Annotated in this window: 22 protein-coding genes; 3 read left to right on the top strand and 19 right to left on the bottom strand. The window is 51.6% G+C overall.

The genetic code is table 11. The features are described 5' to 3' along the window. Nucleotides 1-265: 265 nt before the first annotated feature. The 11 genes from HF324_RS17260 to HF324_RS17210 all read right to left on the bottom strand — a co-directional run bounded on the left by HF324_RS17260 (nucleotide 266) and on the right by HF324_RS17210 (nucleotide 12,158). A complete protein-coding gene (locus tag HF324_RS17260; protein ID WP_168860341.1) occupies nucleotides 266-1,225 on the bottom strand; it encodes a Gfo/Idh/MocA family protein in 960 nt (319 codons plus the stop codon). A gap of 33 nt (nucleotides 1,226-1,258) precedes the next feature. Continuing rightward, nucleotides 1,259-2,164, bottom strand: coding sequence for an EamA family transporter (locus tag HF324_RS17255; RefSeq protein ID WP_168860340.1), 906 nt, complete (start codon nucleotides 2,162-2,164; stop codon nucleotides 1,259-1,261). Next, nucleotides 2,161-2,781, bottom strand: a complete 621-nt coding sequence (locus HF324_RS17250) for a CGNR zinc finger domain-containing protein (RefSeq protein WP_168803653.1) — start codon at nucleotides 2,779-2,781, stop codon at nucleotides 2,161-2,163. Before HF324_RS17250 ends, HF324_RS17255 begins: the two co-directional genes overlap by 4 nt. Before the next feature lie 614 nt (nucleotides 2,782-3,395). Further along, nucleotides 3,396-3,998 carry a short chain dehydrogenase gene (locus tag HF324_RS17245; RefSeq protein WP_168803652.1) on the bottom strand — a complete coding sequence of 201 codons (603 nt, stop codon included), beginning with the start codon at nucleotides 3,996-3,998 and terminating at the stop codon, nucleotides 3,396-3,398. A 154-nt stretch (nucleotides 3,999-4,152) separates the two neighbouring features. Beyond that, nucleotides 4,153-5,844, bottom strand: coding sequence for a hypothetical protein (locus HF324_RS17240; protein WP_168860339.1), 1,692 nt, complete (start codon nucleotides 5,842-5,844; stop codon nucleotides 4,153-4,155). 23 nt (nucleotides 5,845-5,867) lie between these two features. Beyond that, nucleotides 5,868-6,467 carry an HAD-IB family hydrolase gene (locus tag HF324_RS17235; RefSeq protein WP_168803650.1) on the bottom strand — a complete coding sequence of 200 codons (600 nt, stop codon included), beginning with the start codon at nucleotides 6,465-6,467 and terminating at the stop codon, nucleotides 5,868-5,870. Beyond that, nucleotides 6,464-7,195, bottom strand: a complete 732-nt coding sequence (locus HF324_RS17230; protein ID WP_168860338.1) for an SDR family oxidoreductase — start codon at nucleotides 7,193-7,195, stop codon at nucleotides 6,464-6,466. Before HF324_RS17230 ends, HF324_RS17235 begins: the two co-directional genes overlap by 4 nt. A gap of 98 nt (nucleotides 7,196-7,293) precedes the next feature. Beyond that, nucleotides 7,294-8,622, bottom strand: a complete 1,329-nt coding sequence (locus HF324_RS17225) for an FAD-binding oxidoreductase (protein WP_168860337.1) — start codon at nucleotides 8,620-8,622, stop codon at nucleotides 7,294-7,296. Further along, nucleotides 8,622-9,509 carry a decaprenyl-phosphate phosphoribosyltransferase gene (locus HF324_RS17220; RefSeq protein WP_192023254.1) on the bottom strand — a complete coding sequence of 296 codons (888 nt, stop codon included), beginning with the start codon at nucleotides 9,507-9,509 and terminating at the stop codon, nucleotides 8,622-8,624. The genes HF324_RS17225 and HF324_RS17220 overlap by 1 nt, the downstream gene beginning before the upstream one ends. A gap of 129 nt (nucleotides 9,510-9,638) precedes the next feature. After that, nucleotides 9,639-10,412: an acyl-CoA desaturase gene (locus tag HF324_RS17215; RefSeq protein WP_168803647.1), complete on the bottom strand. Its 774-nt coding sequence runs from the start codon at nucleotides 10,410-10,412 to the stop codon at nucleotides 9,639-9,641. Between the two features lie 102 nt (nucleotides 10,413-10,514). Beyond that, the gene (locus tag HF324_RS17210; RefSeq protein ID WP_168860336.1) at nucleotides 10,515-12,158 is read right to left on the bottom strand and encodes an ABC transporter substrate-binding protein; all 1,644 of its coding nucleotides are present in this window, start codon (nucleotides 12,156-12,158) and stop codon (nucleotides 10,515-10,517) included. Nucleotides 12,159-12,203: 45 nt separating this feature from the next. Here HF324_RS17210 and HF324_RS17205 point away from each other — a divergent pair, with 45 nt between their 5' ends. Beyond that, nucleotides 12,204-13,853 carry a M1 family metallopeptidase gene (locus HF324_RS17205; RefSeq protein WP_168860335.1) on the top strand — a complete coding sequence of 550 codons (1,650 nt, stop codon included), beginning with the start codon at nucleotides 12,204-12,206 and terminating at the stop codon, nucleotides 13,851-13,853. Between the two features lie 82 nt (nucleotides 13,854-13,935). On the opposite strand, the gene HF324_RS17200 is transcribed toward HF324_RS17205, so the two are convergent. Beyond that, nucleotides 13,936-14,595 (bottom strand): NADPH-dependent F420 reductase, encoded by a 660-nt coding sequence (locus HF324_RS17200; protein ID WP_168803644.1) that lies wholly within the window; start codon nucleotides 14,593-14,595, stop codon nucleotides 13,936-13,938. A 126-nt stretch (nucleotides 14,596-14,721) separates the two neighbouring features. Next, nucleotides 14,722-15,435 (bottom strand): menaquinone biosynthetic enzyme MqnA/MqnD family protein, encoded by a 714-nt coding sequence (locus HF324_RS17195; RefSeq protein WP_246269645.1) that lies wholly within the window; start codon nucleotides 15,433-15,435, stop codon nucleotides 14,722-14,724. A gap of 177 nt (nucleotides 15,436-15,612) precedes the next feature. On the opposite strand from HF324_RS17195, the gene purB reads away from it, so the two are divergent. Beyond that, nucleotides 15,613-16,953: an adenylosuccinate lyase gene (gene purB, locus HF324_RS17190; RefSeq protein WP_168860334.1), complete on the top strand. Its 1,341-nt coding sequence runs from the start codon at nucleotides 15,613-15,615 to the stop codon at nucleotides 16,951-16,953. A 132-nt stretch (nucleotides 16,954-17,085) separates the two neighbouring features. On the opposite strand, the gene HF324_RS17185 is transcribed toward purB, so the two are convergent. Then, nucleotides 17,086-17,409: a hypothetical protein gene (locus HF324_RS17185; protein ID WP_168803641.1), complete on the bottom strand. Its 324-nt coding sequence runs from the start codon at nucleotides 17,407-17,409 to the stop codon at nucleotides 17,086-17,088. 382 nt (nucleotides 17,410-17,791) lie between these two features. Beyond that, complete coding sequence (locus HF324_RS17180; protein WP_168803640.1) at nucleotides 17,792-18,139, bottom strand: YraN family protein; 348 nt, start codon at nucleotides 18,137-18,139, stop codon at nucleotides 17,792-17,794. A gap of 214 nt (nucleotides 18,140-18,353) precedes the next feature. Here HF324_RS17180 and manA point away from each other — a divergent pair, with 214 nt between their 5' ends. Beyond that, complete coding sequence (gene manA, locus HF324_RS17175; RefSeq protein ID WP_246269579.1) at nucleotides 18,354-19,559, top strand: mannose-6-phosphate isomerase, class I; 1,206 nt, start codon at nucleotides 18,354-18,356, stop codon at nucleotides 19,557-19,559. 75 nt (nucleotides 19,560-19,634) lie between these two features. On the opposite strand, the gene HF324_RS17170 is transcribed toward manA, so the two are convergent. The 4 genes from HF324_RS17170 to HF324_RS17155 are packed head-to-tail and all read right to left on the bottom strand — an operon-like array spanning nucleotide 19,635 to nucleotide 25,665. Next, nucleotides 19,635-20,585, bottom strand: coding sequence for an NADP-dependent oxidoreductase (locus HF324_RS17170; protein WP_168803639.1), 951 nt, complete (start codon nucleotides 20,583-20,585; stop codon nucleotides 19,635-19,637). Nucleotides 20,586-20,616: 31 nt separating this feature from the next. Further along, the gene (locus HF324_RS17165; RefSeq protein ID WP_168803638.1) at nucleotides 20,617-23,217 is read right to left on the bottom strand and encodes a polynucleotide kinase-phosphatase; all 2,601 of its coding nucleotides are present in this window, start codon (nucleotides 23,215-23,217) and stop codon (nucleotides 20,617-20,619) included. Continuing rightward, nucleotides 23,201-24,280, bottom strand: a complete 1,080-nt coding sequence (locus HF324_RS17160) for a DNA polymerase beta superfamily protein (RefSeq protein WP_246269577.1) — start codon at nucleotides 24,278-24,280, stop codon at nucleotides 23,201-23,203. The genes HF324_RS17165 and HF324_RS17160 overlap by 17 nt, the downstream gene beginning before the upstream one ends. Next, nucleotides 24,277-25,665 carry a 3' terminal RNA ribose 2'-O-methyltransferase Hen1 gene (locus HF324_RS17155; protein ID WP_168860333.1) on the bottom strand — a complete coding sequence of 463 codons (1,389 nt, stop codon included), beginning with the start codon at nucleotides 25,663-25,665 and terminating at the stop codon, nucleotides 24,277-24,279. The genes HF324_RS17160 and HF324_RS17155 overlap by 4 nt, the downstream gene beginning before the upstream one ends. Between the last annotated feature and the right edge of the window lie 77 nt (nucleotides 25,666-25,742).

Genomic DNA, 25,742 nt, shown 5'->3' with positions numbered 1-25,742 from the left:
ATTATCAATTACGTGATCTGTGCGCAGTAACAAAACAAATAGCACACCCAAAAGAGCGGAACCGATACATATAAATAAATATAATGCTGCTAAAGCGGCTGTGGTTCATCAACAGGGACTGTCCGGAGTTGGACAGTGGGTTTTCCTGCAAAGTGTGATTCTCGCAATATAGTGATTTTCAAGAGGAAAAGAAAGGGAAATATCTCCCCTTCCTGCGAAATACTTGCTACGCAGGGGTTTCAACACCTATAAAAATAATGGGTATCTATTGGCCGAGCAACTGTTCTATCATCTGCATTCCTTTAACGGCATCTTCCACAGAAGAGGGGTTGACTCCCCGGCCGCGGAAATACTGCGCCACTTCGGCAATGAGGGGCGCCTGCACGTTAGCGGGCATATCAAAACTGAAATGCTCTGTTCCGGCGGCTGTCTCCAGCTCCGCCAGATGGAAATCGCTGAAGAAATGAAACCGGATGGTACCCGCATCTCCGGTGAGTACGCAGATGTCCTCTTCTTTTCCGGCGGGCGCGGTAAAGTTCCAGCTGCCATTAAAGAGTACCCCGCCAGGAAACAGTATCTCTCCCCTCACCTGGTCGGCTATACGCGGGTCCCTCCCGGTACTGGTACCGGTCACCCTGACAGGCTCGCCGAAATAATACAGGAGGATGTCCAGCTGGTGTGGCGCCAGGTCATGGAAGTGGCCGCCGCCTGACAAGGCGGGATCGAGGCGCCAACCGGCGTTCTCTTTGGGGGCGTCTTTCCAGAGGCGCAGTTCGGCATGACGCACCCGGCCAATACGGCCTTCGGTCAACCATTGTTTTACGGCTACAAAAGCGGGCAGACGACGCCGGTAGTGCGCCACGCATGCACGAACACCGGCTGCACTCACAGCGGCGGCTATACGACGGGCGGCTGCCAGATCGATGCCTACCGGTTTTTCTATATATACCGGCAAGCCCCGCGCGATGGCAGCAAGCGCGTATTCTTCGTGACTTCCGGGCGGCGTGGCAATATAAACAGCGTTCACATGGGGGTCCTGCAACAGATCGTAAGCATCATCGTAATAACGGTCCACCTGGTGGCGCTTCGCGTAATCCTGCGCCAGTGCCCTGTTCCGGCGCATGACAGCTACCACATCGCTGTTGGTCGCCAGCCGGAAGCCTGGCCCGCTTTTTACTTCTGTCACATTACCGCATCCGATGATGCCCCAGTTAATCCTGTCCATAATAACAATACGATTGTCCAGACAAAATACAAATTACTTCTTTAACGTCATCAGCACTACGCCGGCGATCACGATGGCGGCCGACACGCCTACCATGCTGTCGATGACTTCATGACCGATGGCCCATCCCAGGAACATGGCCACCACCGGGTTTACATAAGCATAGGTGGAGGTGAGCCGTGGCGGCGCGTTCCTGGTAAGCCAGCTGTAAGAGGTATAGCCTACCAGTGAGCCGATCATGACAAGATAAACATAAGCCAGCCAACTACGTTGAGACATGCCCGGTAGTGTACCCCATGCGCCGGGTTCCAGCAAAGCACTGGCCAGCAAGGAGAAAGCGCCACCTGCCAGCATCTGTATCGCCGTGCTGGTCATCTGGGCTGGCATGGATAACCGCTGCACGAACAACGAACCGGTAGCCCAGCAAATATTCCCTGCTACCACTACCAGGATAGGCCATAACGGAAAGCTCCGCGTGGTATGGGCGGCCGAGAACGGATTAAACAGTAAAAACAACCCTACAAATCCCAGCACAATTCCCAGGGCCGTGAGCAACGACGGACGTTTCCTGCTGAAAAAGGCCCAGTCCAGCCCCATAAACCAGGCCGGCATGGCGGCCACCAGCAGGGCCACCAAACCCGACGGCATATAATGCACCGCCAGCGCCACGGTGGTATTACCGATGCCTATCAGTAACACACCTACGAAAATGGCTGACCATAGCTGCCGTTGGGTAGGAATACTCCGCTCCCTGGAGTACCCGATCACCAAGAGGATACCGCCGGCCGCAAAAAAGCGGAGCGCGGACAACAAAAAGGGAGGCACCGTTTCTGTGGCGATCTTCATTCCCAGGTAGGTAGATCCCCATATAATATATACTGCCAGCAGATACAGGAATGTCTTTGAACTATAGCTGGCAGGTGTGGATGACGCGGTCATTTTGTTTTCTTTTTGTTACGCTGATGGAATTGCTGTACTTTATTAATGTCCCCACAGCTGCTCATACTGCACCATTTACGGGAGCCGTTACGGCTTTTGTCGAGAAACAACCATCCGCAGGCCGGGCATTGACGGACCTGCTGCAAACTTTTTCCGGTGTACAATTCAAGGGCCGATTTTACCAGCCACCAGGTCAACTGTTCCAGCGCCGGAGCGTTGAACAAAAGTTCCCCCTGCCGTTGCGCCGGCTTCCAGGCAACTTCGATGTTGGCGTAGGCATCAGCCACATAACTGTTGAATAAAACGATGTCTGAAGGGTCAGGTGCTTTCCGATGGATAGCAGCGGTAAAGAGCCTTAATAATAACTCACGGAGCGCGATGCTTCTGTCAAAAACAACCGCCGCTTTCTGCGGGTAACCCCTGGCCAGCCGTTCCAAAGTTTGGGACACTTTGGCAGTAATTACGCCCGTACGGCCATACCACGCTAATAACTCCCTGAAACCGGAAAGGTAATCAAAGGGAGCAGACTTGTTGCGGTTACTGATCGTGTTCACAAAATCGAGGCATAGTATTCCGCCGTCAAACCGTAAAGTGGCAATGCTTTTTTCTGTAGACATAACCCGTTGTTTGAAATGGTCTTCTGCACAAATGTAAGGCATTATATTAACCAGTAAAATTAATTTTAGTGGTTAATAAAACCCAGCTGTTTTTGAGCGATTTCCAAGACTTAAACTTCCACTTCACAGTTTTTATAACAAACAATTTAAAATCAATTAATTATAAAGTTAAAAACAACCACACGGAGTGGTTGTTTTCAGGCAGCAATGATAGTATTTTAAGGCAGATTTCGTTTAAGGGAAAGCATGTTTTGTGTGGTGCCTGTCACCTCACATACGGAATAGCGGGCGGCAGCAATATTACATCAAAAAATGGAAGTATTTGTAGAAATTTATAAATACAAAATATAATTATATTATTAAATATACAAATATTTCTTTAAAATAATTAGATGGTGAAAAATATCGTAGTACACGTTTGAGGGCAGCCAAATTTAATCTGTCAGAATGACCGATTACTCTTTGTAATCGAGCAGACATTTGTCGCCATTCTTTCAGAAAATTGACAACAGCGGAAATAAAAAAAGGACGACAGATGTCGTCCGGTAGTTACCAATACGTAACTCCTGAATATAATGAAGTCGGTAATTTTGAGGGTGGATATCTTCGGTTTGTCACCCATGCACCCTGACCACCTGCCCTGTAATCACCCCTTCGATGCACCTCCGATATGCTGTGACCAGCCTGCTCATGGGCACCGGGTGAAAGCCGGGGAACAGGTGGCCGATGGCATCGGCAGAATCTGCCGCCAATCCCGGGCTTACGGCATTGATACGGATGCCCCGCCGTAACTCAGTCGCCGCAGCCATTACGAAACTATTGACCGCCCCGCTGACAATGGCGCCTGCGACTGTATCGCGGGCGGGTTCATCAGCCAATATACCGGAGGTCAGCGTAAAAGACCCATTGTCATTCAGGTGATGCTGCCCTTTCAGGACGACATTCACCTGCCCCATCAGCTTGGATTGGACCGCCGTCATCACATCTGCCGCCTGCAGCCGCTGGAAACTTTCCATTCCGGAAGAACCGGCGGTCACCACCACAGCATCTATGTTGCCTACGGTTTTATACAGCTGTTCAATCGAAGCCTCATCGGTAATGTCTACACGAACATCACCGCTGTTACGGCCGGCAGCAATCACTTCATGCCGTTCCGTAAGCGCTTGCCGCACCCTGGCGCCAATGGCGCCGGTAGTGCCTATCATCAGGATTTTCATATGTACAGTTGATTTGTTTTTCTTCCGCCGAAGGCATCATGATAAGATATCTTCCTGGTATAGCTGCTACCGGGAACACAACAAGATAAAACAAAAAGCGGCACCTTCCCCGGCGCCGCTTTTATAATATTTCAATACAAGGAAAATATAGTCATTATCTTAATGTATCTGCCCTCTGCGGCAGCACGTTCAGCTCAGGGGGCTGAACGCCGTCTGCCACATACACTTCAATCATGGCATTGGTCGGCCGGCGCGGCGCCAGGAAGGAATCCACCAGCTGATAGTGCTGCTTCAGTTCCCCTCTCAGGGCAAACGGGAAAAAGTTGTTTAACGTTGGCGCATACTCGTAAAGCACGATATCATAATGATGACCGCGTACTTTCTCCTTAAACGCCGCCAGCTGACGGTTGAACATCCCCACTCCCAGGTGATACCACAGCGGATAGTCCTGCCCTGTTTCCAGTCTGAAAGGCATTGCCGCTGCCAGCGGCGTCAGCTCAGTCATGTTCAGTACCCGGATACTGTCTTTTTTCTGCTGCACTACCGGTAACGCCAGTACGCGGTCTATGCCCGCCACCGTTTGTGCCGGCATATAGATCTTATGGAACACCGGCAGCCTGGAAAACGTCCACTGCGACACCGGTACGTCCGTCGTATCGGTATTCACCATATAGTTACGGCGCGACACCACATTTTCATGCGTGGAATCACCAGGCGCATAGGCAGCTTCCTTTACGGGGAACAACCGGTCGGTATACCGGCCGATGTACTTCCACCAGGTGCCGGACCACCAGAATAAAATCAGCGCCGTAGCCACTGCTAAAGAGCTGCCCGTGCTGAGCGGAACTGACAATAACCGGCACAACCAACTGGCAATGAATGCAAAAGCGAAACTATGGAAGAATATATTATTATCCGGCGGCGTGTAGCTGGTCACCTGGAAGATGGCCGCCTCTCCTAAAATCCCCAGCGTCAGCAGCGCGAACAGCACTTCCCTGCGCTCATGTATAAAGGCGCCCCATTGTTTGACACCGGCAAACAGGCAAAGCGCCGCCAGCAATACATAGATCTTGATCCAGTTGGACCCGCCCATGATCTCATCGGTAAAATCGTTCAGCGCCAGCCGGGAGCTGTGAGGCGCCTGCCCATGATTAAACCAGTAGGCAAATCCCGACATCAGCGGAACGATAAACAACAAGGCGATCACCACGAAAAAACCGAGAAACACCGGGATATCCAACCAGCGGCGGGTTTCCAGCGAGTTATAAGCCAGCAACGCAAGGCATAGCATGAGCGCCATACCACCGCCATCCTGTTTGGTGAAAAGCGATAAAAAGACAAACAAGGCCGCCAGCGCCAGCAACAGGTAACGGCCGCCCTTACCTTCTGCAAAAAAGGAGCGCAGCAAAAAGCTGATAGCCACCAGCTCATACACGATCACCGTATGATTGTACCAGGGCCAGAAGTTAAAGAACGAATAAGACATCACAAATACCAGCACCGACAGCAGCCGTACTCCCGGCGTCACGTTCAGCGTTTTCAGTATAGAGCGGAATGACAGGCCCGCGATAATATTAATGAACACCTGCGCTTTCACCAGGGTGATCATTTGCGGCCCGAACAATTTGAAAAAGAAGGCGGGAATGATCCAGAAACCATATCCCAGCGGTGAGCCGTAGTCTTTAAAAGGTACCTGTCCCTGAGACAGCCGGTAGGCGCCCTCCCATGACAGAAAGATATTAACGCGATAGGGAAAGGTGGTAAACAATGGCACCAGCGCCAGCAACACAATGATCAGGATTTCTAAAACCGCCCATTTGCGGGCATTGGGAAACGAATTGGACATACTGTATCTGTTATAAGGAGATGTTATCCTTTATTTCTGAAAGGTTTATATACGGGGTATTGCGCCAGCGCCAGCATTGGCCGGTCGCCGTTGGTGTCGCCATAGGCATAGATGTCCGTATAGTCGTAAAGGTTAAACTGCTGCCGGATGCGGACCACCTTCTCCTGGCCGTTGCAGTTAACACCGGAGATCCTGCCGGTGATACGGCCATCGGCTATTTCCAGCTGGCTGGCTATACAGCCGATCCCCAACGTGTCGCACCAGGGCGCCACCCAGTCACGGGCGGAAGCCGTCACCACCACCACCTGCCGGCCCTGCTGCTGATGTTTCCGGATGGCCGTCAATGCCGCTTCCCTTACCAACGCGGGTAACCGCTCGCGGCAGAAGCGCTGACAGTTCTCCGTAAACTGCTCCTCCGGCATGCCGCCAAAGAAATACCGCAGCACCTGTTCCTTGCTCTCCTGCGCCGTCTGTCTCCCTAACTTAAAACGGACCAGTCCCGGCAGCAGGCTGGCCATACCGGTATACAATGCGGCGCTCCCCTTTTGAAAACGGATGATCTCCCATAGGGTATCCCTGTAGGTGATCGTACCGTCAAAATCGAAGAATGCAATGCCCGTCACAGTCTTAATTTTTTAAAGATAAACTCAGGTATCAGCTTAATAATCAGCATAATATATTTCCAGGGCCATTTTACGAACAGCACATTTTTTTTCCGCTGCACTGCTTTAAACACCGCGTTGGCTACCAGCTCCGGCTGCGCGGTCAGCAGTGGCGGCAAAGTCAGATGCTGTGTCATAGCGGTGTTTACAAACCCCGGCAGCACGCTCATTACGTGCACGCCGCTACGAAAAAGACGGTTGCGCAACCCGCTGAGGTAAGCCGTGAAACCCGCCTTGGCGCTGCCGTATATATAATTGCTTTGCCGCCCTCTTTCACCGGCCACGGAACTAATGCCCACAATTGTACCCGCTTTTCCCGCTTCATACGCATTGGCCACCACATTTAATATAGACACCGCGCCCGTGAAGTTGGCATCCAGGATACGGGCCGTTTCTGCCCAGTTCTCCTGCGCCTGTTCCTGGTCTCCCAGGTAACCGAAAGCACAAACAGTAATATCCGGTTGCACCGGAAGCGCGGCATAAAAAGCGGCATGGGTATCGTAGGCAGTAGCGTCGAAGGCATGAACGGTGGCGGTTATCCCGTACCGTACCTGGAGGTCCTGCTGCAACGGTTGCAGGGCAGCAGGCTGACGGCCAGCCAGTTGTACGTTATATTGAGTAGCGGCAAACCGGCGTGCAATGGCTACTGCCATGTCCGAACCTGCGCCTAAAAGAAGAACCGTAGGCATTTATTTATTTGGATATTTTGTTATTTAGATATTTTGTCACTGCGCTATTTAATTGTGGGGGAACGTTAAAATGACCAAATAACTAAATAACTAAATGACTAAATGATATGCAGTCTTTCTGATTGCAGCGACTCAAACCGCTTACCGGGATTGTAGGTGTTTACGATCTCCGCAAATCGCCTGGCGTTGGGGTAACTCTTCCAGAAAACTTCCTGCTTCATGCGGGCGTCTTTTGAAAGATACAGGCGGCCACCGTACTGCAACACGATCTCGTCCAACTCGTCCAGGAATGCAAACAGCCCTTTCCGTACCGGGAAATCCAACGCCAGCGTATACCCCTCCATCGGGAAAGAAATCAGGGAGTCCTGCTGCCCGAAGACTTTTAACACCGCCAGGAAAGATCCCCATCCTTTTTCGCTGATACGCCGGAGAATAGCCACCAGCCCTTCTTTTTGCTCCAACGGCAACACAAACTGGTATTGTATGAAACCAGCCTTCCCGTAGCCGCGGTTCCAGTGCAGAATAGCATCCAGCGGGTAGAAGAACGGTTCATAAGGCACCACATTGTTGATCTCCTTTTTGAAGTTCTTACCGTAGTACAACCAGTTGAAAGCCTTTACTGTAAAAGTATTCAGTATAAAAGAAGGCAGATTGAACGGTACCGTCAGCCGGGGTTTGGCCGGCAGCTGCAGCGGGGCCTGGCCTTGTTTGGGATTCAGCTCCGCTTTGGTGGCGTGCTCTCCCACGATCAGGATACTGCGGCCAAAGGAGTCTCCTTTCTGCAGGCAGTCGATCCACGCCATGGAATAGGTGTAGTGTTTATATTCGTCAAACAGCCGTATCACCTCTTCGAGGTTCCGGGCCTTGATCTGTTTCTGTTTGATGTAAGCCGTCTCTATCTTTTTGAGCCCGAACTTCACACGGGTGATCACCCCGGTAAGTCCCATCCCTCCGCAGGTAGCCCAGTACAGGTCAGTATGCAGTGAGGGGGAACAGGTGATGGTGGCGCCATCACCGGTGATCACGTCCATCTCGGTAATGTGGCCCGAGAATGCGCCTTCCATGTGATGGTTCTTCCCATGCACGTCGGAGGCTACCGCTCCGCCGACGGTAATAAACTTGGTACCTGGTGTTACCGGCAGGAACCATCCTTTGGGAACGATAATGTCCAGTATCTGGTCCAGTGTAACGCCGGCCTGGGTTTCCAGTACGCCGGCAACGGTATCGAAAGAGAGGATCTTGTCGTATTTGAGCATCGAAAGGCTGTGCTTTCCCAGGGAAGCATCTCCGTAACAACGGCCATTGCCGCGGGCTATAAACCCATGATGCGCCACTACGAACGACCGTAGCTGCTCTTCCTGCGTATACGCACTTTCTTCTGATATGATGGCGGGGTAATTACCCCAGTTAGCTAACCGCTTTTGCATTATTCAAAAAAAACTTTATTAGTGGGCCAATAAATCAGCACATAAAAACTCAGTACCCACAGGAGTATGGTTAATTGAATAAAACGGTCTTTATATAGGATCTTGGTGGGAGAACCAGTGTTGTTCTCCACGTAGGTTATTTGCAAATATCGTAATAATCCGCCAATTACAAAAAGGGTTGTGTAATACAGACGGTAAGTATGAAAACGGACCTGCGTTTCCGGGGCCATCGTATACATCAGGTAGCACACGATAATTACGGCCGACACAAGCGACAGCATCACGTTCAGGAAATCCGGATTATAGCCCCTGGCGGCCTTGCGCATCTCCTGCCCTGACTGCAGGCGGATCAGCACGTCGTCGCGCCGTTTGGCGATCGCCATGAACAGTGCCAGCAGGAAGATCATCACCATCAGCCATTCAGAGATGGCGATGCCGCCGGCAATACCGCCGGCCTTTACCCTCAATACAAAACCGATGGCCAGGATAATGATGTCCAGGATGGAGATATTCTTCAGCCCGAAGCTGTAAAACAGGTTCATGAGGAAATAGATGCCCAGCACAAAGGCAAACTTGGCGCCCACCATCCATGCCAGCGCTCCGCCTACGGCAAGGCAGCCTATAAATATTATCAGTCCCGCCGGCCGGGATATTTCTCCGGATGCCAGGGGTCGCTTACATTTCACCGGATGTTGCCGGTCAGCCTCAATGTCCTGGTAGTCATTGATAACATAGATACTGCTGGCAGTGATGCTAAACGCCATAAAAGCCAGCAGCAGTTCCAGTACTTTGGCGACATTGAAGATCTCTCCGGCAAAAAACAGCGGAATAAACAGGAAGGTGTTCTTTGCCCAGTGTGCGGGCCGGAGTAATTTGATGTACTTCATGATGGGGACCAGGGTATGTCGACGTGCCAAATTACAATTTTATTCTTTTATACCCTGCCTGTAAAAAAAATGTCCCACCCTTGCGGTGAGACATTTTTCTATTGTAACAGATTGATTGTACGCTGTTGATCAGGCGGCTTTTTTCATGGCAGCCGGTGTAACCATCGCAGGTTTCAGTTTGATGATGCCCAATACGTTGAACAGTTTCATCACCTGGTAGCTAGGGTCCAGCTCATACCATTTTTTGGCGAAGTTAGGACTGTCTTTGAATTTGTGGTGGTTGTTCTGGAACAGTTCGCCCAGCAGGATGATACCCCAGGGAGACGTGTTTTTGGATTTATCACCGTTATCAAAGTTGCTGTAGCCATATTTATGACCGCACCAGTTTACGATAGCACCCTGTACAGGGCCCATCAGAAAGTGGATCGGGAGCAGCAGGTACAGATACCACATGCCGGCAGGCACGAACGCAACGTAAAATGCTACGTAGATGGCCATCCATGCAAAGCGGGTGATGTTGCTGTCGCCAAATCTATCCATCGCTTCCCATTCAGGCAGCGGCTCTTCGAGAAATACAGCGTCCACAGTGCTGGTACGTGTCACGAAGCCATTATAGATCTTACGGGTCTGTACCATCATGGTCCATACGTCCTTAAAGAAATGCGGAGAGTGCGGATCTTTCTCTGTATCGCTGTACTCGTGGTGCATCCGGTGCATCACCCCGTAAGCACGTGGGATGAGATAGGAAGACCCCTGGAAAAACCAGGTACAGAAATAAAAGAAACGTTCCCAGAATTTATTGGTGGTATACATCTGATGAGATGCATAACGGTGCAGATAAAACGTGTGGAAGAACAGTGAAAAGAACCAGTGCACACAGAAGAATATCAGGATCGCCGTCATTAGAATGCTTTAAAAATTGACAAATAATCTCCAAAGGTATACTTAAATACCGGGCTTTCATGCAGTTTTACAAATTCGTATAGTGAATGAAATGTTAAAAAACTATTTCTTGCGTACGAACCGCAGCTCCAGCAGGTTCATACCGTTATTATATAAACCGGACACATGAGGCTGTACCAGCCGCATGGCCTGATCATAGAACAACGGTACCACCGGCGCGTCCGCGATGATCCGGCGGTCCATCTCCTGGTAAAGCAGATATCGCAGGCTGTCATTGTTTTCCTCCAGCGCCTGTTCATACAGCTTGTCAAAAGCCGGGTTGGCGTAGCGGGTATAGTTCGGCGGCGCAGGATTACGGCTGTAGAACATCGCCAGGTAGCTTTCCGCGTCGGGATAGTCGGCGATCCAGCTGCCGCGGAAAAAGAGCGCCTGCGATTTGGCCGTCTGCTCCAGCAGCAGGCTTTTCTGTACTACCTCCACCTGTAAACGGATGCCGATCTCCTGCAACTGGTTGGCTACATAATCGGCCATGTCCGCATAGATGGGAATCGATAATAATTTAATGACGGGCAGTCCCTTGCCACCGGGGAAACCGGCTTCGGCGAGCAGCTGCCGGGCTTTGCCCGGATCGTAGGTATACCCCTTCACTTTGGCGGTATCGAATGACGGCAACCCGGCCGGCACAAAACCGGCCGATGCCGGCGTTCCTTTTCCGTTACGCAGGTAGGTGATCATTTTCGTACGGTCGAAACCGTAGTTGATGGCCTGTCGTATCTTCCTTATCCTTACCGGCGCATTTTTCACCAGCGCATTGTTGCTGTCTACCAGGAAGCCCAGGTATTCCGTATTCAGGAAGGGCTTTTTGTCGAGCACCATCTTATCGCTCCACTCCTGCTTCAGTGTTCCCTGCTTGGTGAGTATTTCATCTTTAAAGGACGCGTCGATATCATTGATAAAATCCAGCTGCCCCTGGCGGAACAGCAGGAATTCGGACGCTTTGCTGTCGAGGAAACTGATCTGCACCGCATCGAGATAAGGCAGGCGGTGCCCCTTTGCATCGCGCTCAAAATATTTCGGGTTACGGTGGAAGACCAGCCCCTGCCCTTCATCCCAGAAAAAGAACTTAAACGGCCCGGTACCGCAGGGATGGCTCCGGAAGTCTTTCCCGTATTTTTCCACCGCCTCATGTGGCACTACCGAACAATACTGCATGCTCAGGATACCCAGTATCGGATGGAAAGGTCTTACCAGCGTCAGTTGAAAAGTGGAGTCGTTCAGCGCGCGGAAGCCGCTGTCTGCCGCAATACGCCCATTGAAGATCCAGGCGCCCGGGGAGGCCGTGGCCGGATCGGTGATGCGTTGCAGGCTGTATACCACGTCCCGCGCGGTCATCCGCCGCCCTTTGCCGCCGGGGAAAATATCGCTGTCATGAAAATAAACGTCCGTCCGCAGATCGAAGGTATAAGTGCGGTGATCGTCCGATACCTGCCACCCTTTGGCCAGGGAAGGACGGATGGCCAGGTTCGTATCCGGCGCTACCAATGTATTATATAACTGGCTTACCGCCCAGATAACCGCCTGGCTTTTCGCAAAGGCAGGGTCCAGGCTGCTGATCCCCTCTGTCTGATTATACCGGAATACCTGCTGATGGTGGCTTTCCGCCTGTCCGCAGGAACCGAGCAGCAGGCTGCACAGCCCCAACAGGCAAAGAACAGATATAACCACCTGACAATAACAACTTTTCATTTGGCAGTAAATTAATATCTTTCCGCATAAAATAGCTCATTAATTATGCGCGGCATTACCATGTTTTGTATGGCGCTGCTGACAGCCGGTACTGTCAGCGCCCAGCAACAATTCACCCAAGCAGACACGTTAAGGGGTTCTATCACAAAAGAGAGAGCCTGGTGGGACGTGACCTCCTATGACCTTCATGTACAGGTCCACCTGGAAGACAGCACCTTCAGCGGATTCAATACCATTGCCTATAAAGTACTGAAACCCGATACGGTAATGCAGATAGACCTGCAGGTGCCGATGGTGATCGACAGTATCTTACAGGACAGGCAGTCGCTGGCCTTTACCCGCAACGGCAACGCCTGGCTGGTAAGAATGAAATCGCCCCAGGTAAAGGACAAAACCAAACATCTCACTGTATTCTATAGCGGCAAACCGCATAAGGCTAAAAACGCCCCCTGGGATGGCGGCGTGGTGTGGGCGCGGGATGAACAGCAACGCCCCTGGGTGGCTACCGCCGTTCAGCACTTCGGAGCCAGCGCGTGGTGGCCCAATAAAGACCATCAGAGCGACGAGCCGGAAAACATGAGTATCCATGTGACCGTGCCGGCTGAAATGACCGACGTGTCCAACGGGCGGCTGAAGAAAAAAACGGATAACCCCGATGGTACCGTCACCTATACCTGGTATGTCAGCAACCCCATTAACAACTACGATGTGGCTATCAACGTAGGGCACTACAGCGAGATAAAAGACACCTATTCCGGCGAAGGCGGTAAACTGGACCTGAGCTACTGGGTGCTGGATTACAACGTGGACAAAGCGAAAGAACATTTCAAAGTGGTGAAGCCCATGCTCAAATGTTTTGAATACTGGTTCGGCAAGTATCCCTTCTATAAAGACTCCTACAAGCTCGTGGAAACGCCGTTCCTCGGCATGGAACACCAGAGCGCTGTAGCTTATGGCAACAAATTCAAGATGGGCTACATGGGCAGGGACCTCTCCGGCACCGGATGGGGCCTTAAATGGGACTTCCTCATAATCCATGAAAGCGGCCATGAATGGTTTGGCAACAGCATCACCAGCAAAGACATCGCCGACATGTGGATACATGAGTCTTTCACCAACTACTCCGAAACACTGTTCACCCAATGCCAGTACGGTATTAAAGCTGGTGAAGAATATGTGGCCGGCATCCGCCAGATCATTAAAAATGATGTGCCGATCATCGGGCCTTATGGTGTTAATACAGAAGGCAGTAGCGACATGTACCCCAAAGGCGCCAATATGATCCACAACATCCGGCTCATCATGAACAACGATGAAGCTTTCCGCCAGATGCTGAGAGGCCTGAACAAAACATTCTATCACAAAACAGTGACTACGCAGGAAGTGGAGCGGTTTATGAGCAACGCTGCCGGCTTCGACCTGGGCCGCGTTTTCGACCAGTACCTGCGGGATACCGTTATCCCTACGCTGGAGTACCGGATCATCGGTCAACAGGTACAGTATCGCTGGACCAACTGCGTGAAGGATTTTAATATGCCCGTGCGCGTTAAGCTGAGCGAGAACGGATATAAACTGATCTATCCAGCTACCAGCTGGCGCACCGCCAGCATCACCCTGCCCGACCCGAATCAGTTTGAGGTGGACAAAGGGTTTTATATCCATGTAAAGAAAAGAGAGGCGACAGATAATAAATAGGGGGAGAAATACGCTGTCTGTAATATAAAGCAAAGCGGGTAACATAGTATGTTACCCGCTTTGCTTTAGGTAGATGTATACCTTACTTCTTTAATAATTTAAACGCGTGTCCGCTGCTGTTATGCAGATACCCGTAGGCGGTCCACAACACGGCCAGTGGTTCTATGCTGCGGCTCATTTCTATATGCCCCATGTCGGCCACATCTTTCCAGCCGAATTCGTTAAGCAGGTCTACCACTGTTTGTTTCGCTTCGGCGTTGTTGCCGGCGATAAACATGGTGGGAGAACCTTCGGCAAAATCAGGGGAAAGCATGTGCTGGTATCCGATACAGCTGAGGGCTTTAACTACTTTGGCATCCGGGGGAAGCCAGGCCTGGATCTGTTCACCGGCGGAGTTGGTATGCCCGATCAGGAGGTTAAGGCGGCCATGTTCATCAGGGCCTTTACCATCTACGGGGTTGGTCACATCTACTACGGTTTTGCCTTTGAAGTTCCATATACCGGCGGCTTCGATGGCCTTTTTGGTGCCGGGCCAGCTGGTGCAGATGATGATCAGCTCTCCGAATTCGGCAGCCTGGCGGAAAGTACCGGCGGCAGCTTGTTGCCCCTGTTGCCGGATCCATTGCTGCACGCCCTCCCTGGCCGGGTTGCGGGTACCAATGGTTATCTGGTGGCCCGTCTGGATAAGGCCCTTTCCAAGTGTCAGTCCAACAGGACCACTGCCGAGAATACCGATTCTCATGACCGCGGGAGAATTTGTTGAACTATGAATTTAGCTATTTTTTCATTTGGTTATTTGATTATTTAAATCCAGCGAAGTCTTACCTCTGCCGCATTTAAATACCCCAATACCCCAATAACCAAATAATCAAATGCCCAAATCTCTGATATAGGACAGGAATTTCTGCATGCCCTGGCGCTTGGCCGGGGTGATCGGATAGCTCAGGTTATGTACGTAGTAAGTGGTGAGGTCGTACAGGTCGTACGGATTTTCCGCTACTACGGCAGGAATATTTTTGATGCCGATGCTGGTGGCGTCGTTGAACTGCTGAATGAAGGCCTCCGGCAGCTGTTTATTGCTGATCCATGCCGCAAAGAGAAAAGGCAGGCTGGTAAAGCGCATCCAGTGCTCGGCGAGGTCAAAGATGAAGGGAGACACTTTCCGTTGTGCCAGGGCGCGGTCGCCGATAACGAGCCCGGCGTCGGTACCTTTGATTTTGTCCTCATAGTCGCCGGTGGTGGGTACCAATTCTACCTCCAGCTTCCAGTGTTCTTTTACCAGTATTTTCAGCAGGGCCACAGACGTACGGCTCTGGTAGTCCAGGTAGATTCTTTTAATTTCGTTCAGGGGCACGTCGCTGTAGAGGCATACGGAGGCTACCGGGCCTTCTGCGCCAATGCCATAATCCGCTATAATATGGTGTTCTTTCAGTTTAGGGATAATAGCCACCGGCACAAGGGCCACATCTACCTCACCATCTATCAGCTGCTGGGCGATCTTAGCAGGATAATCCACTGACAATTCCATCTGTTCCATGACCGGATGATTCCTGAATCCGTATAATAAAGGCTTCGTATTCAAATAACTTACAGCCGCAACTTTTACTTTCCGTTCCAATTTCAGTAATTTTGAAGCTGCAAAAGTAACTAAATCCCGGATAACAAGTTCCAAATCCCGAAGTCCCCCTGAAAACAGGTGGTAAAGGCGGACTTGTTTTTCCCGCAGGCTTTTTTGTAAAAACTGGAATACATATATATTATGCAACTACAACCATTAACTGCCATTTCCCCGCTGGATGGGCGCTATCGCAAGCAACTGGACGAGCTTGCGGGCTATTTTTCCGAATTTGCGTTGATCCGTTACCGTGTGATGGTAGAGGTGGAATATTTTATTGCGCTGTCTGAACAGAAGCTGTTTACCTTACCCAAGGCCAAATTCGCTTCCCTGCGCAAAATCTACCAGGAGTTTACCATTGAGCATGCGCAGCTGATCAAAGACACCGAGAAAATCACCAACCACGACGTGAAGGCAGTGGAGTACTTCCTGAAAAATGAGCTGAAGAACCTCGGCCTGGAAGACAAGCTGGAGTGGGTACACTTTGGTCTGACCTCTCAGGACGTGAACAACACCGCTACCCCGCTGTTGTGGAAAGATGCTGTTGAACATGTGTACATGCCTGCACTGGCCAACCTGGTACTGGCCCTCAGAAAGCTGGGCGAATCCTGGATGAAAGTGCCCATGCTGGCCCGCACCCACGGTCAACCCGCATCTCCCACCATCCTGGGAAAGGAAATACTGGTGTTTGTAGAACGCCTCGAAGGACAAATCAAACTGCTGGGCGAAATTCCGTTCGCTGCCAAATTCGGCGGCGCTACCGGTAACTTCAACGCTCACACTGTAGCTTTCCCTAAAATCAACTGGGAAAAATTCGGGGAGAAATTTGTAAACAATACCCTCGGCCTGCAAAGGATGAAGTATACCACCCAGATTGAACATTACGATAACATCGCCGCCCAGTTTGATGCCCTCAAACGGGTGAACAATATCCTGATCGACTTCTGCCGCGACGTGTGGACTTACATCTCCATGGATTACTTCAAACAGAAAATAAAAAAGAATGAAGTAGGGTCCTCCGCGATGCCCCACAAAGTAAACCCGATCGATTTTGAGAACGCTGAAGGTAACCTCGGTATCGCCAACGCTGTGTTTGAGCACCTGAGCGCTAAACTGCCGATTTCCCGCCTACAGCGCGATCTCACCGACTCCACCGTGCTCCGTAACGTGGGCGTGCCTTTCGGCCATACGCTGCTGGCCACGAAGTCCATTCAGAAAGGACTGGATAAACTGATCCTCAATGAAGCGAAGCTGAAAGAAGACCTGGAAAACAACTGGGCCGTGGTAGCAGAAGCTATTCAGACCGTATTGCGCCGCGAGAACTACCCGCAGCCATATGAAGCGCTGAAAGAGCTGACCCGTGGCGGTGAACACATCACCCAGAAGAGCATGCATAAATTCATTGATGGCCTGAAAATCAGCGCAGCGCTGAAAAAGGAACTGAAAGCCATTACGCCGCATAACTACACCGGCCTGTGGCAGTAAAATAATTTAGGGATTTTTTGATTTACGGATTTTTTGATTTCGGGTAAGAAAAATTAAACTCCCCAAAATCAAAAAATCCGTAAATCAAAAAATCCCTAAATCCATATGACTCCCGAAAGCATTAAGACAGCTTTACTGTCTTATTTCGATTTTTTTCTCTGCGACCCTTCCGGCCACGGTTACACGGGCAATATATTCTCCGGCTGATAATCCGGTCAGACATACCAGTTGCCCCGCTGGCAGACTGTTTGGCGCAATAGGGATCATGCGCACAGGTGAGTGATGATTGTCTGAAATTGTCAGTAACAGGTTCTCTTCTCCTTCCACTGCTTCCATCTGCACAAAGAGGCGCCTGCTATACGGCTGTTCCTGAATGATCCTGCATGGTAAGCTGCTGTTGATCGCTACCGCTCCTACTGTCTGTTGAATAAATACTATCAGGCTCCATAAGTTCATAATAATAATTTTTTATGATGAACAATACCATCAAAGGTGTTGTACGGAGTTTTTCCAGGGAGATGATTATGATAGCTGACCCGGTTTTAAACGGGTTTGTGATTACATCACAGGGGTCATTTTTTTTGCACGGCAAAGATATAAAATATCTTTTTATTAAACATAGATTATAAGTGTTTATTTTGTTAAGTATTAGTTAACGCAATACGTTGCTAAAACACGCCCAATGGGGTTGCACAGCCGGTCAGCCATCCGGAACTCAGGTCCGTATTTTCATGCAATCGATGTAAACCAACCGATCCATCCAACGGAATCCGGGATTGTAACATCATGCAATCGATGTAAACCGAACCCTGCATCAACATATCCCTCCATCTGTATATCAGAACACATCCCGCAGATGCAACAGCTCATGCCCTGCTGCAGTAAACGTAACAGCAATAATATCAAAGCGGACCGCCTCCGGGTAAAGATGGAAATGCTCGAGGTAGGCCGCGGCCACCAGCTGTATATGCGCCTGCTTCCTGCGGTCTACCGCCTCCTCCGGCCAACCGAAACGGTCACCGTTCCTGGCTTTGACTTCAATAAAAAAGACGGTACCGCCGTTTTCGGCAATAATATCAATCTCTTTTCGGCCGCATTTCCAATTGGTATGGCGGATGGTACAAAAGCGGCGCACATATTCCTGCGCAATCCTTTCACCTTCCCGCCCTGTTTCCTGTGGGTGCATCGGGGAAATGATTTAACAAACAACTTCCTCCAAGATACTTAATTTCCTGTGTCAGTCGTTTGTTTTTCAACTATTTAGCGATGCAGGACTTAAAAATCTGGAGAATTTGACAGTAATTTGCACTTGGTTGCCACCGCCCGCTGTCGTAATATCCATACTACGCATGCGAACGGCGCATACCACCGTCAAAACCATAAACCCGTAAATCGTCTTTATGAAATTATTCAGACTGGATGGAAAGATTCAGCATTATGCCTGGGGCGGATCTACCTACATCCCTGCTTTGCTGGGAATAGCCCCATCAGAAAAACCCAGTGCAGAATACTGGATGGGCGCACATCCAAGCGCACCTTCCGCTATTACCACCAGCAATGGCCCGGTGCCCATGAATGAACTGATACAGCAGGACCCGGCAGGCATCGTAGGACCGCAGGTATGGCAACAGTTCCGGGAACTACCCTACCTCTTTAAAATACTGGACGTAAAAGATATGCTGTCTATCCAGGTGCACCCTACCAAGGAAGAGGCAGAAAAAGGATTCGCCCGCGAAAACGCTGCCGGCATTCCGCTCAACGCACCTCACCGTAATTATAAAGACGCCAACCACAAACCGGAAATCATGGTGGCCCTCAGCGAATTCTGGCTGCTGCACGGTTTCCTGCCGGAAGACAAACTGCAACAGGTACTGCTGGACACTCCCGAGTTTACCTCACTGGTAGGCATATACGAAAAAGAAGGCTACTATGGTCTGTATAAAAGCGTAATGGAAATGCCGCAGGCGCTGGCCAACATTATCCTGCGCCCGCTGACAGACCGCCTCATACCGGACTATAGAGCCGGCAAACTATCTAAATCGGATCCCGCGTTCTGGGCAGCCCGCGCGGTGCTCAACGATCCGAATGGCGCCGATAACCTCGACAGGGGCATCTTCTCCATTTACTTCTTCAACATCATGCATGTGCAACCCGGACAAGCCGTGTTCCAGGACGCAGGCATCCCGCACGCGTACCTCGAAGGTCAGAACGTGGAACTGATGGCCAATTCAGACAACGTACTGCGCGGCGGCCTCACCCCCAAACACATTGATGTGCCGGAACTGCTGAAGCATACCCGCTTTGAAGCGGTACATCCGAAAGTGCTCACCGGTGACAGCATTTCCGGCGGACTGGAAAAAATCTATCCTACGCCCGCTCCCGACTTCGTCGTAAGCAAAATCAATATCAGCGCAGGACAAGTGTACACGTACACCACCAAAGCTGCCGAAATCATGATCGTCATGAGCGGCGCGGCCACCATCAAAGGCTCCGACACGCTGGACCTTCACAAAGGCCAGTGCGTAATGGCCGCCTACGGCGAAAGTTATGAGATCACTACCTCCGGCAACGTGGAAATATTTAAAGCGACAGTGCCGGTGAAATAACCATCACCCTGGTATACAAAAAAAGCAGTGTAGCATCCCTACACTGCTTTTTCTTTTATGGTAACCAGTCAGTCATTACATAATGATCACAGTCTTGCCGCTGGCCCTTCCTTCCCGGCTGGCAGCAATAGCGGCTGGCACATCTTCCAGTCTGATCCTGTTCTCCACCGGCACTTTGATCTGGCCCTGGTCTATCAGGCGGGACAGCTGGTCCAGTGCTGCCGGGCCTCCTTCTGTTTCAAAATTGCCGCCATGCAGGTTCCGCGCTTTCAGCGCTTCGTCGTCCGCCACAAACAATGTGGTAAACGCCCCGCCCCCTTCTTTTACCAGCTGCAGGTTGTTTTCAAACCCGGCTTTATCACTCACCATATCAATCAGCCCATCGATGCCCTGCGGGAACTTCGCCTTCACCTGGTCGGCCAGCGGCGCCTTTTTATAGTTGACGGTAACGGCCGCTCCCAGCTGATGCATCCTTTTGGCGTCCGCTTCATCCCCTACGGTGGCGATCACCTTCAGGCCCTTTGCAGCGGCTATCTGCGTGGCAAAGGAACCCACGCCGCCGGTAGCGCCGTTGATCAGCACCACATCGCCTTTCTGCAGTTTCAGTTTGTCTATCAACTGCAGGGCTGTCATACCGGAGGTAGGCACTGCCGCCGCTTCCTCAGGACTGATTCTCATCGGCGCCATGGTAAGCCCGGCTTTCTCCGGGACAATGGCGTATTCCGCATAAGAGCCTTCGCCTATCGGCATATGTATGAACTGCCCATATACAAGGTCTCCTTTCTTAAAATGCGTCACCCCTTCTCCTACTTCTTCTATCACGCCGGCGCCGTCTACTCCCATGATCAGCGGAAACTGATGCGGTGTTTTTCCATTATTCATGATCCCGTCAATCATTTTCCAGTCGAAGGGATTGATACCCGCTGCCTGTACCTTCACAAGTACTGTACCGGGCCTTACGGCGGGTTTGGGCAAATCCATCAAAGTTGGGATACCTTTAAATTCAGATACGGCTATGGCTTTCATATACTTCTTTGTTTAATGTAATAGTAACGGATTACAACCGGGGGTCTACCGGTTCACTTTCGAGCGCTAAGATACCGAAAACGCACTGATGCACCATTTGCAGTGGCTCCTTGCCTACAAATCTTTCCAGCCCTTCCAGGCCCAGTGCAAATTCTCTCAGCGCCAGCGAACGTTTGGCCCCCAGCCCGCGGGAACGCAGTCTTGCCAGGTTCTCCGGCGCATCGTATTCCGGACCATAAATAATACGGAGATAATTTTTGCCGCGCACCTTTACAGCCGGCTGTACCAATCCCCGCGCATCTTTGGTCAGGAAGCTATAAGGCTTCATCACCATTCCCTCGCCTCCGGCGGCGGTGAGTTGCTCCCACCACTGTACCGCGGCCAGCTCACTTTCCGGATCTCCGATCTGCACCACCCGGTAAGCGGTGGCCAGCAACAGTTCCGGCTCCGCCTCACAGATTTTGCGGATATGCGTCATATGCCACTCGTGGTCTTTGTCGAAAAAGGTCTTCCCCTCTGTGGCCATAATATGGAACGGCGCCAGCTTATAGTCTTCCAGCCGGTGAACCGGCCAGCAATACTGACGGTAGGCGGCCACATAATCCGATACCTGCTGCTGGCGGCTGCGGTACTTCTCCAATAACAGCTGAGCAGGAACATTGTTGCGGACGGCCTGTTCCAGGGCGGCTGTCACGGCCGGCAACGCGTGACCGGCAGCCGCTCCCACGGCGGCGTACTGTTGCTGCAGCAACGCCTGTGCTTTGGCGCTCCAGGGCATCAGCTCACAGTCCAGGCATACCCAGTCGGACTGGAAATCGTTGTAGAAACCTGAACTTTCCAGCGCTGTATTTACCCGCGCAAGGAAAGCCTGCTCCAGCCCTTTGTCCGCAAAGAAACTGCGGCCGGTACGGGTATACACTACCCCGATGCCTTCCCCGTCTACCCCAAAACGGTCACGGGCCACGTCCTCATTACGGCATACCACCACGATGGCACGCGATCCCATGTGTTTCTCTTCACACACCACTTTGTCCACGCCCGTATCCCGGAAATACTGCAGCCCTCCTTCGGGATGTTCCAGCAAACCGGGTAAAGTGGAAGTCTCCACCGGCGACATGGTCGGCGGCAGGTAAATCATCCAGCGGGGATTGATCGCAAAGCGGCTCATCACCTCCAGCGCCGCGATACTGTTTTCCTCGCGGATAGTGATACTATGGCTGTAACGGGTGTTGACTATTTTTTTACCGATGAAGTCCGCAATGTCCAGCACGCCATCGTACTGCTGCTGTACACTCAGGCTGCTGTCGGCGTTATAGCCGATGGGACGCGCCGGTACAGCGTACTGCTGCAGCGCCGGCACTGATACCAGTTCTTTCTCCGGGTAACGCAACGCGGTAAGGCTGCCGCCGAAAACGCAGCCGGTGTCTATATCTATGGTACGGTTCAGCCACTGCGCCTGCGGCACCGGCGTATGCCCGTATACTACCATAGCTTTGCCTTTATATTCCAGTGCCCAGTTATAGCGTACCGGCAGGCCGAACTCGTCGATCTCTCCCGTTGTTTCGCCATACATACAGAACTCCCGTACAGCGCCGGAACCGCGGCCCTGCATACTTTCTTTCAGGCCGGCATGGGCCACCACCAGCTTACCGTCGTCCAGTACATAGTGACTGATTAATCCGTCGATAAACGTTTTGATGCTTTCCAGGAACTCCGGCGGCTCTGCGCCCAGTTGCTCCACAGTCTTTTCCAGTCCGTGTTTCAGCTGCACCTGTTTGCCGTTGAGCCATTTAAGCAGCTTGGCATCATGGTTACCAGGCACACACAATGCCGCGCCGTTGTTCACCATATTCATCACCAGGCGCAATACCTGCGGCGAGGCCGGACCTCTGTCTACCAGGTCGCCCACAAACACCGGTTTGCGTGTACGCGTGTAACCGTCTTCGTTAGTCGTCTGCGGAGCGCTTATCAGTTCGGCATGTTCACGGTCGATGCCATAGCCCAGTTGCTCCAGCAGCATGCACAGTTCATCGTAGCAACCGTGTACGTCGCCGATGATATCAAACGGTCCGTGCTCTTCTCTTTTATTGTTATATAAAGGTGTACGGGAGATGGTTTCCAGCATGGTCACGTCTTCTTCTGAGCGCAGCTCATATACCTGGCGGAAGCCTTCTTCCTTCAGATGACGCAGGTTGCGCTTCAGCTGACTGATCTGCTGCGGGATCACATGTCCGCCGAAGTTGCGGTCCGGGCGGTCCCTGTTTCTTTTACTGCACACTTCTTCCGGCAGGTTCAGTACGATGGCCACCGGCAGCACATGATATTCCCGGGCCAGCCTGATCCAGTCCCTACGGCTTTCGGATTGTACGTTGGTAGCGTCAATAACGGTGAGCAGTCCGTGTTTGAGGCGTTTGGCCGCTATAAAACGGGCCAGCTCAAATGCGTCTGCCGATACCGCCTGGTTGTTTTCATCATCACTGATCAAACCACGGCATACATCAGAAGAGATGATCTCCGTAGGTTTGAAGTATTTCCGGGCAAAGGTGGACTTGCCGGCGCCTGACGGCCCTACCAGCAGTACCAGTGACAATTCCGGAATGGATATATGGGAGAGGTTATTTCTTCTTGCCATAAAATTCTTCTCTTATCTTGATGAGCAGTCGCTGTGTCAATGCCGGATCGGGCCGCTCCGGCAGGTCTGACTGAGCATACAGCTCCTGTATATTGGTTAATTTTTCCGCTGCCATCTGCAGCAGGGTGTCGTAAGTAAATTCCCCGGTACGGATACGCAGCAGGAAATCGCGGTCTTTCCGGAACACCCGCACTTCGCGGTAACGGGCTATCTCTTCTGCCATGGTAAGCAGGCGGAAAGTGTGCATCATGTGTTTGCTGTCGTAGTCGGCCCCCAGTGCCTGGTTATGCTGATACCGCGCTTCATTGCGATGCTCCACCCAGTCCCAGTAAGCGGCAAACTCCTTACAATACACCGTATAGCCGTCCTTGTTAAAATGCATGATCGCCGCCGGCACCACGCCTTGGGGGATGGCGCTCAACTGCACGTCGTTGGCGTCTGCACCGGAGAACAGGCCTTTCAGTTTAACAGGGCGGGGAAACTGGTAGCGGTGAAAAAGCGCATAAGCATCCCGGAAATGATCGATCCGGGAAATACCGCAATCTTCCTGCTGCAACTGATGCGCTTCCAGCCATTGTTTCAGCGGAACGCTCTGGCTGCCCTGTACCACATAACAAAACTCGAGGATGTCTTTTCGTGTTTCCGGGAAGGATTGGTTAATCTTTTTATTGAGGCCACGCGCTCTTTTGATCTGGGTTTGAGCGTATCCCGCAAAAGTGTCCATGCAGAGGCGCGACAGGAAATCTTCCGGTTTGACCAGGTCCATCAGCGGATGACGGAACAGACAGTTCTCCTGCTGCGTACTCAGCAACTCCAGGATATTCGGGTTGTTTTTCTCCAGCAGTTCCAGGAAACGTTTAATCTCAAAGTACACCTCATCGTTGCTTTCATTGGCCACCTGGTCTGTAAAGCTCATGCCGTACACTTCCCGCTGCGGCAGTATGAAAACGCCTTTCAGGTCCGTGTCTGACGAAGGCACCTGCAGGTTATAGGCTTTGCTGCCGCTGATACACTCCAGCAGCAGGTATTCCCGTTGTTCTTTTAAAGTAGTATACGTCATCATGCGGCAGCGATTGTAAACAGTGCCAGTTGGCTGGGAGCGCCCACAGCGTCGTCCCATTCGCCCAATGGCCTGAAGGTAACGGTATACCCGAAGCGTTCGGCCACTGTTGCGGCCCATGCTTCAAATTCGGGTCTGGTCCACTCAAAACGGTGGTCGTTATGCCGGAAAGTTCCCGCGGCGAGCGATTCATATTTAATGTTATACTCCGCATTTACCGTCGTGATAATCACGAGCGACGGGCGGGCGTATTCAAATACTACTTTCTCCAGCGCCGCCAGCCGCGGCAGGTCCAGGTGTTCTATCACCTCCACCAGGGTGGCGGCATCGAAACCGGATAGCCTTTTATCTTTATACAACAGGGAGCCCTGTATCAATTCCAGCCGTTTCCGTTGTTTGTCGGACATGCGGTCCAGCTTTAGTTTTTCGCCCGCAATTTCCAGTGAGCGGTAACTGACGTCCATTCCGAGAATACGGGTAAAAGCGGACTTCTCTGTCAGCAGCCGGAGCAGCTTGCCCTCACCACAACCCAGGTCCGCCACGGAACTTGCCTGGTGTTCCAGCAGCAGGTCGCGCACCGTTTGCAGGCGAAGGTCATGCAGGCGTACCTTCTCTACTGGTTCAGGCATATCTTCCACCTCCTCTGGCGCAGCTTCGTCTTTCATGATAAGATTGAGCGCCTGCCGGGTAAGTGGTCCCAGGTGTTTCATGTAACGGCGAACGATCAGTTCTTTGGCCGGATGGTCTTCCAGCCAGCCGCGGCCTTTTTCCATGAGTTTTTCTATCTCATGGCTGCCCACGAAATAATGTTTATCGTTATCGCATACCGGGATCAGCACATATAACTGGGACAGCAACATCCATACAGGCAGCGTGTTCTTCAGGGTTACCTGGTAGTACCGGCTTTGTCCCCATTCAGGGTGCCGGGAATCTAACGGGAAAGACTGTACGTTCACTTCGTAGCCGAGCGGTTCAAAGAGGCTGCGCAGCAGCGGTTCGCCACCGTTGACAGGCAGCACCGATAAGCCCACCTCCAGCGGGAAGGCGACGTCTACCAGTTCAGGCTTGTCTTTGCACCGGCCGTTCATGGCCGACGAATACGCCTGTGAAATAGCGGCACTCATAAAGGAAGAGGCCACATAGGGCCGGTCGTTGACATACGCCTCCAGCGCAAAGTCATTACCGCCGGGGCCGGATTTACGGGTAAGCCGCACCGGGTCCAGGTCCAGCAACAGCGCTGCTGTACATTTCTCTGCGGTGGCTTCCGGATAAAAAACATGTACATCACCGGCTGTCAGCGGAAAAGTCTGCACCTTAGCCGGATGTTTGTGCAACAGATAACCGAGGTCTGTAGCGGGGTTACGTGTAGTGGTAATCGTTAATAACATAGGTTCACTAAAACAATCGTCAAATGATCCCCCGAAGATAACTGATTATTTTATATCCGCTTTTTATATCCCCCAGG

Source organism: Chitinophaga oryzae (genome assembly GCF_012516375.2).
Taxonomy (GTDB): domain Bacteria; phylum Bacteroidota; class Bacteroidia; order Chitinophagales; family Chitinophagaceae; genus Chitinophaga; species Chitinophaga oryzae.
Note: the sequence above shows the minus strand (reverse complement) of the source record. Positions and strands in the feature narration are given on the sequence as shown.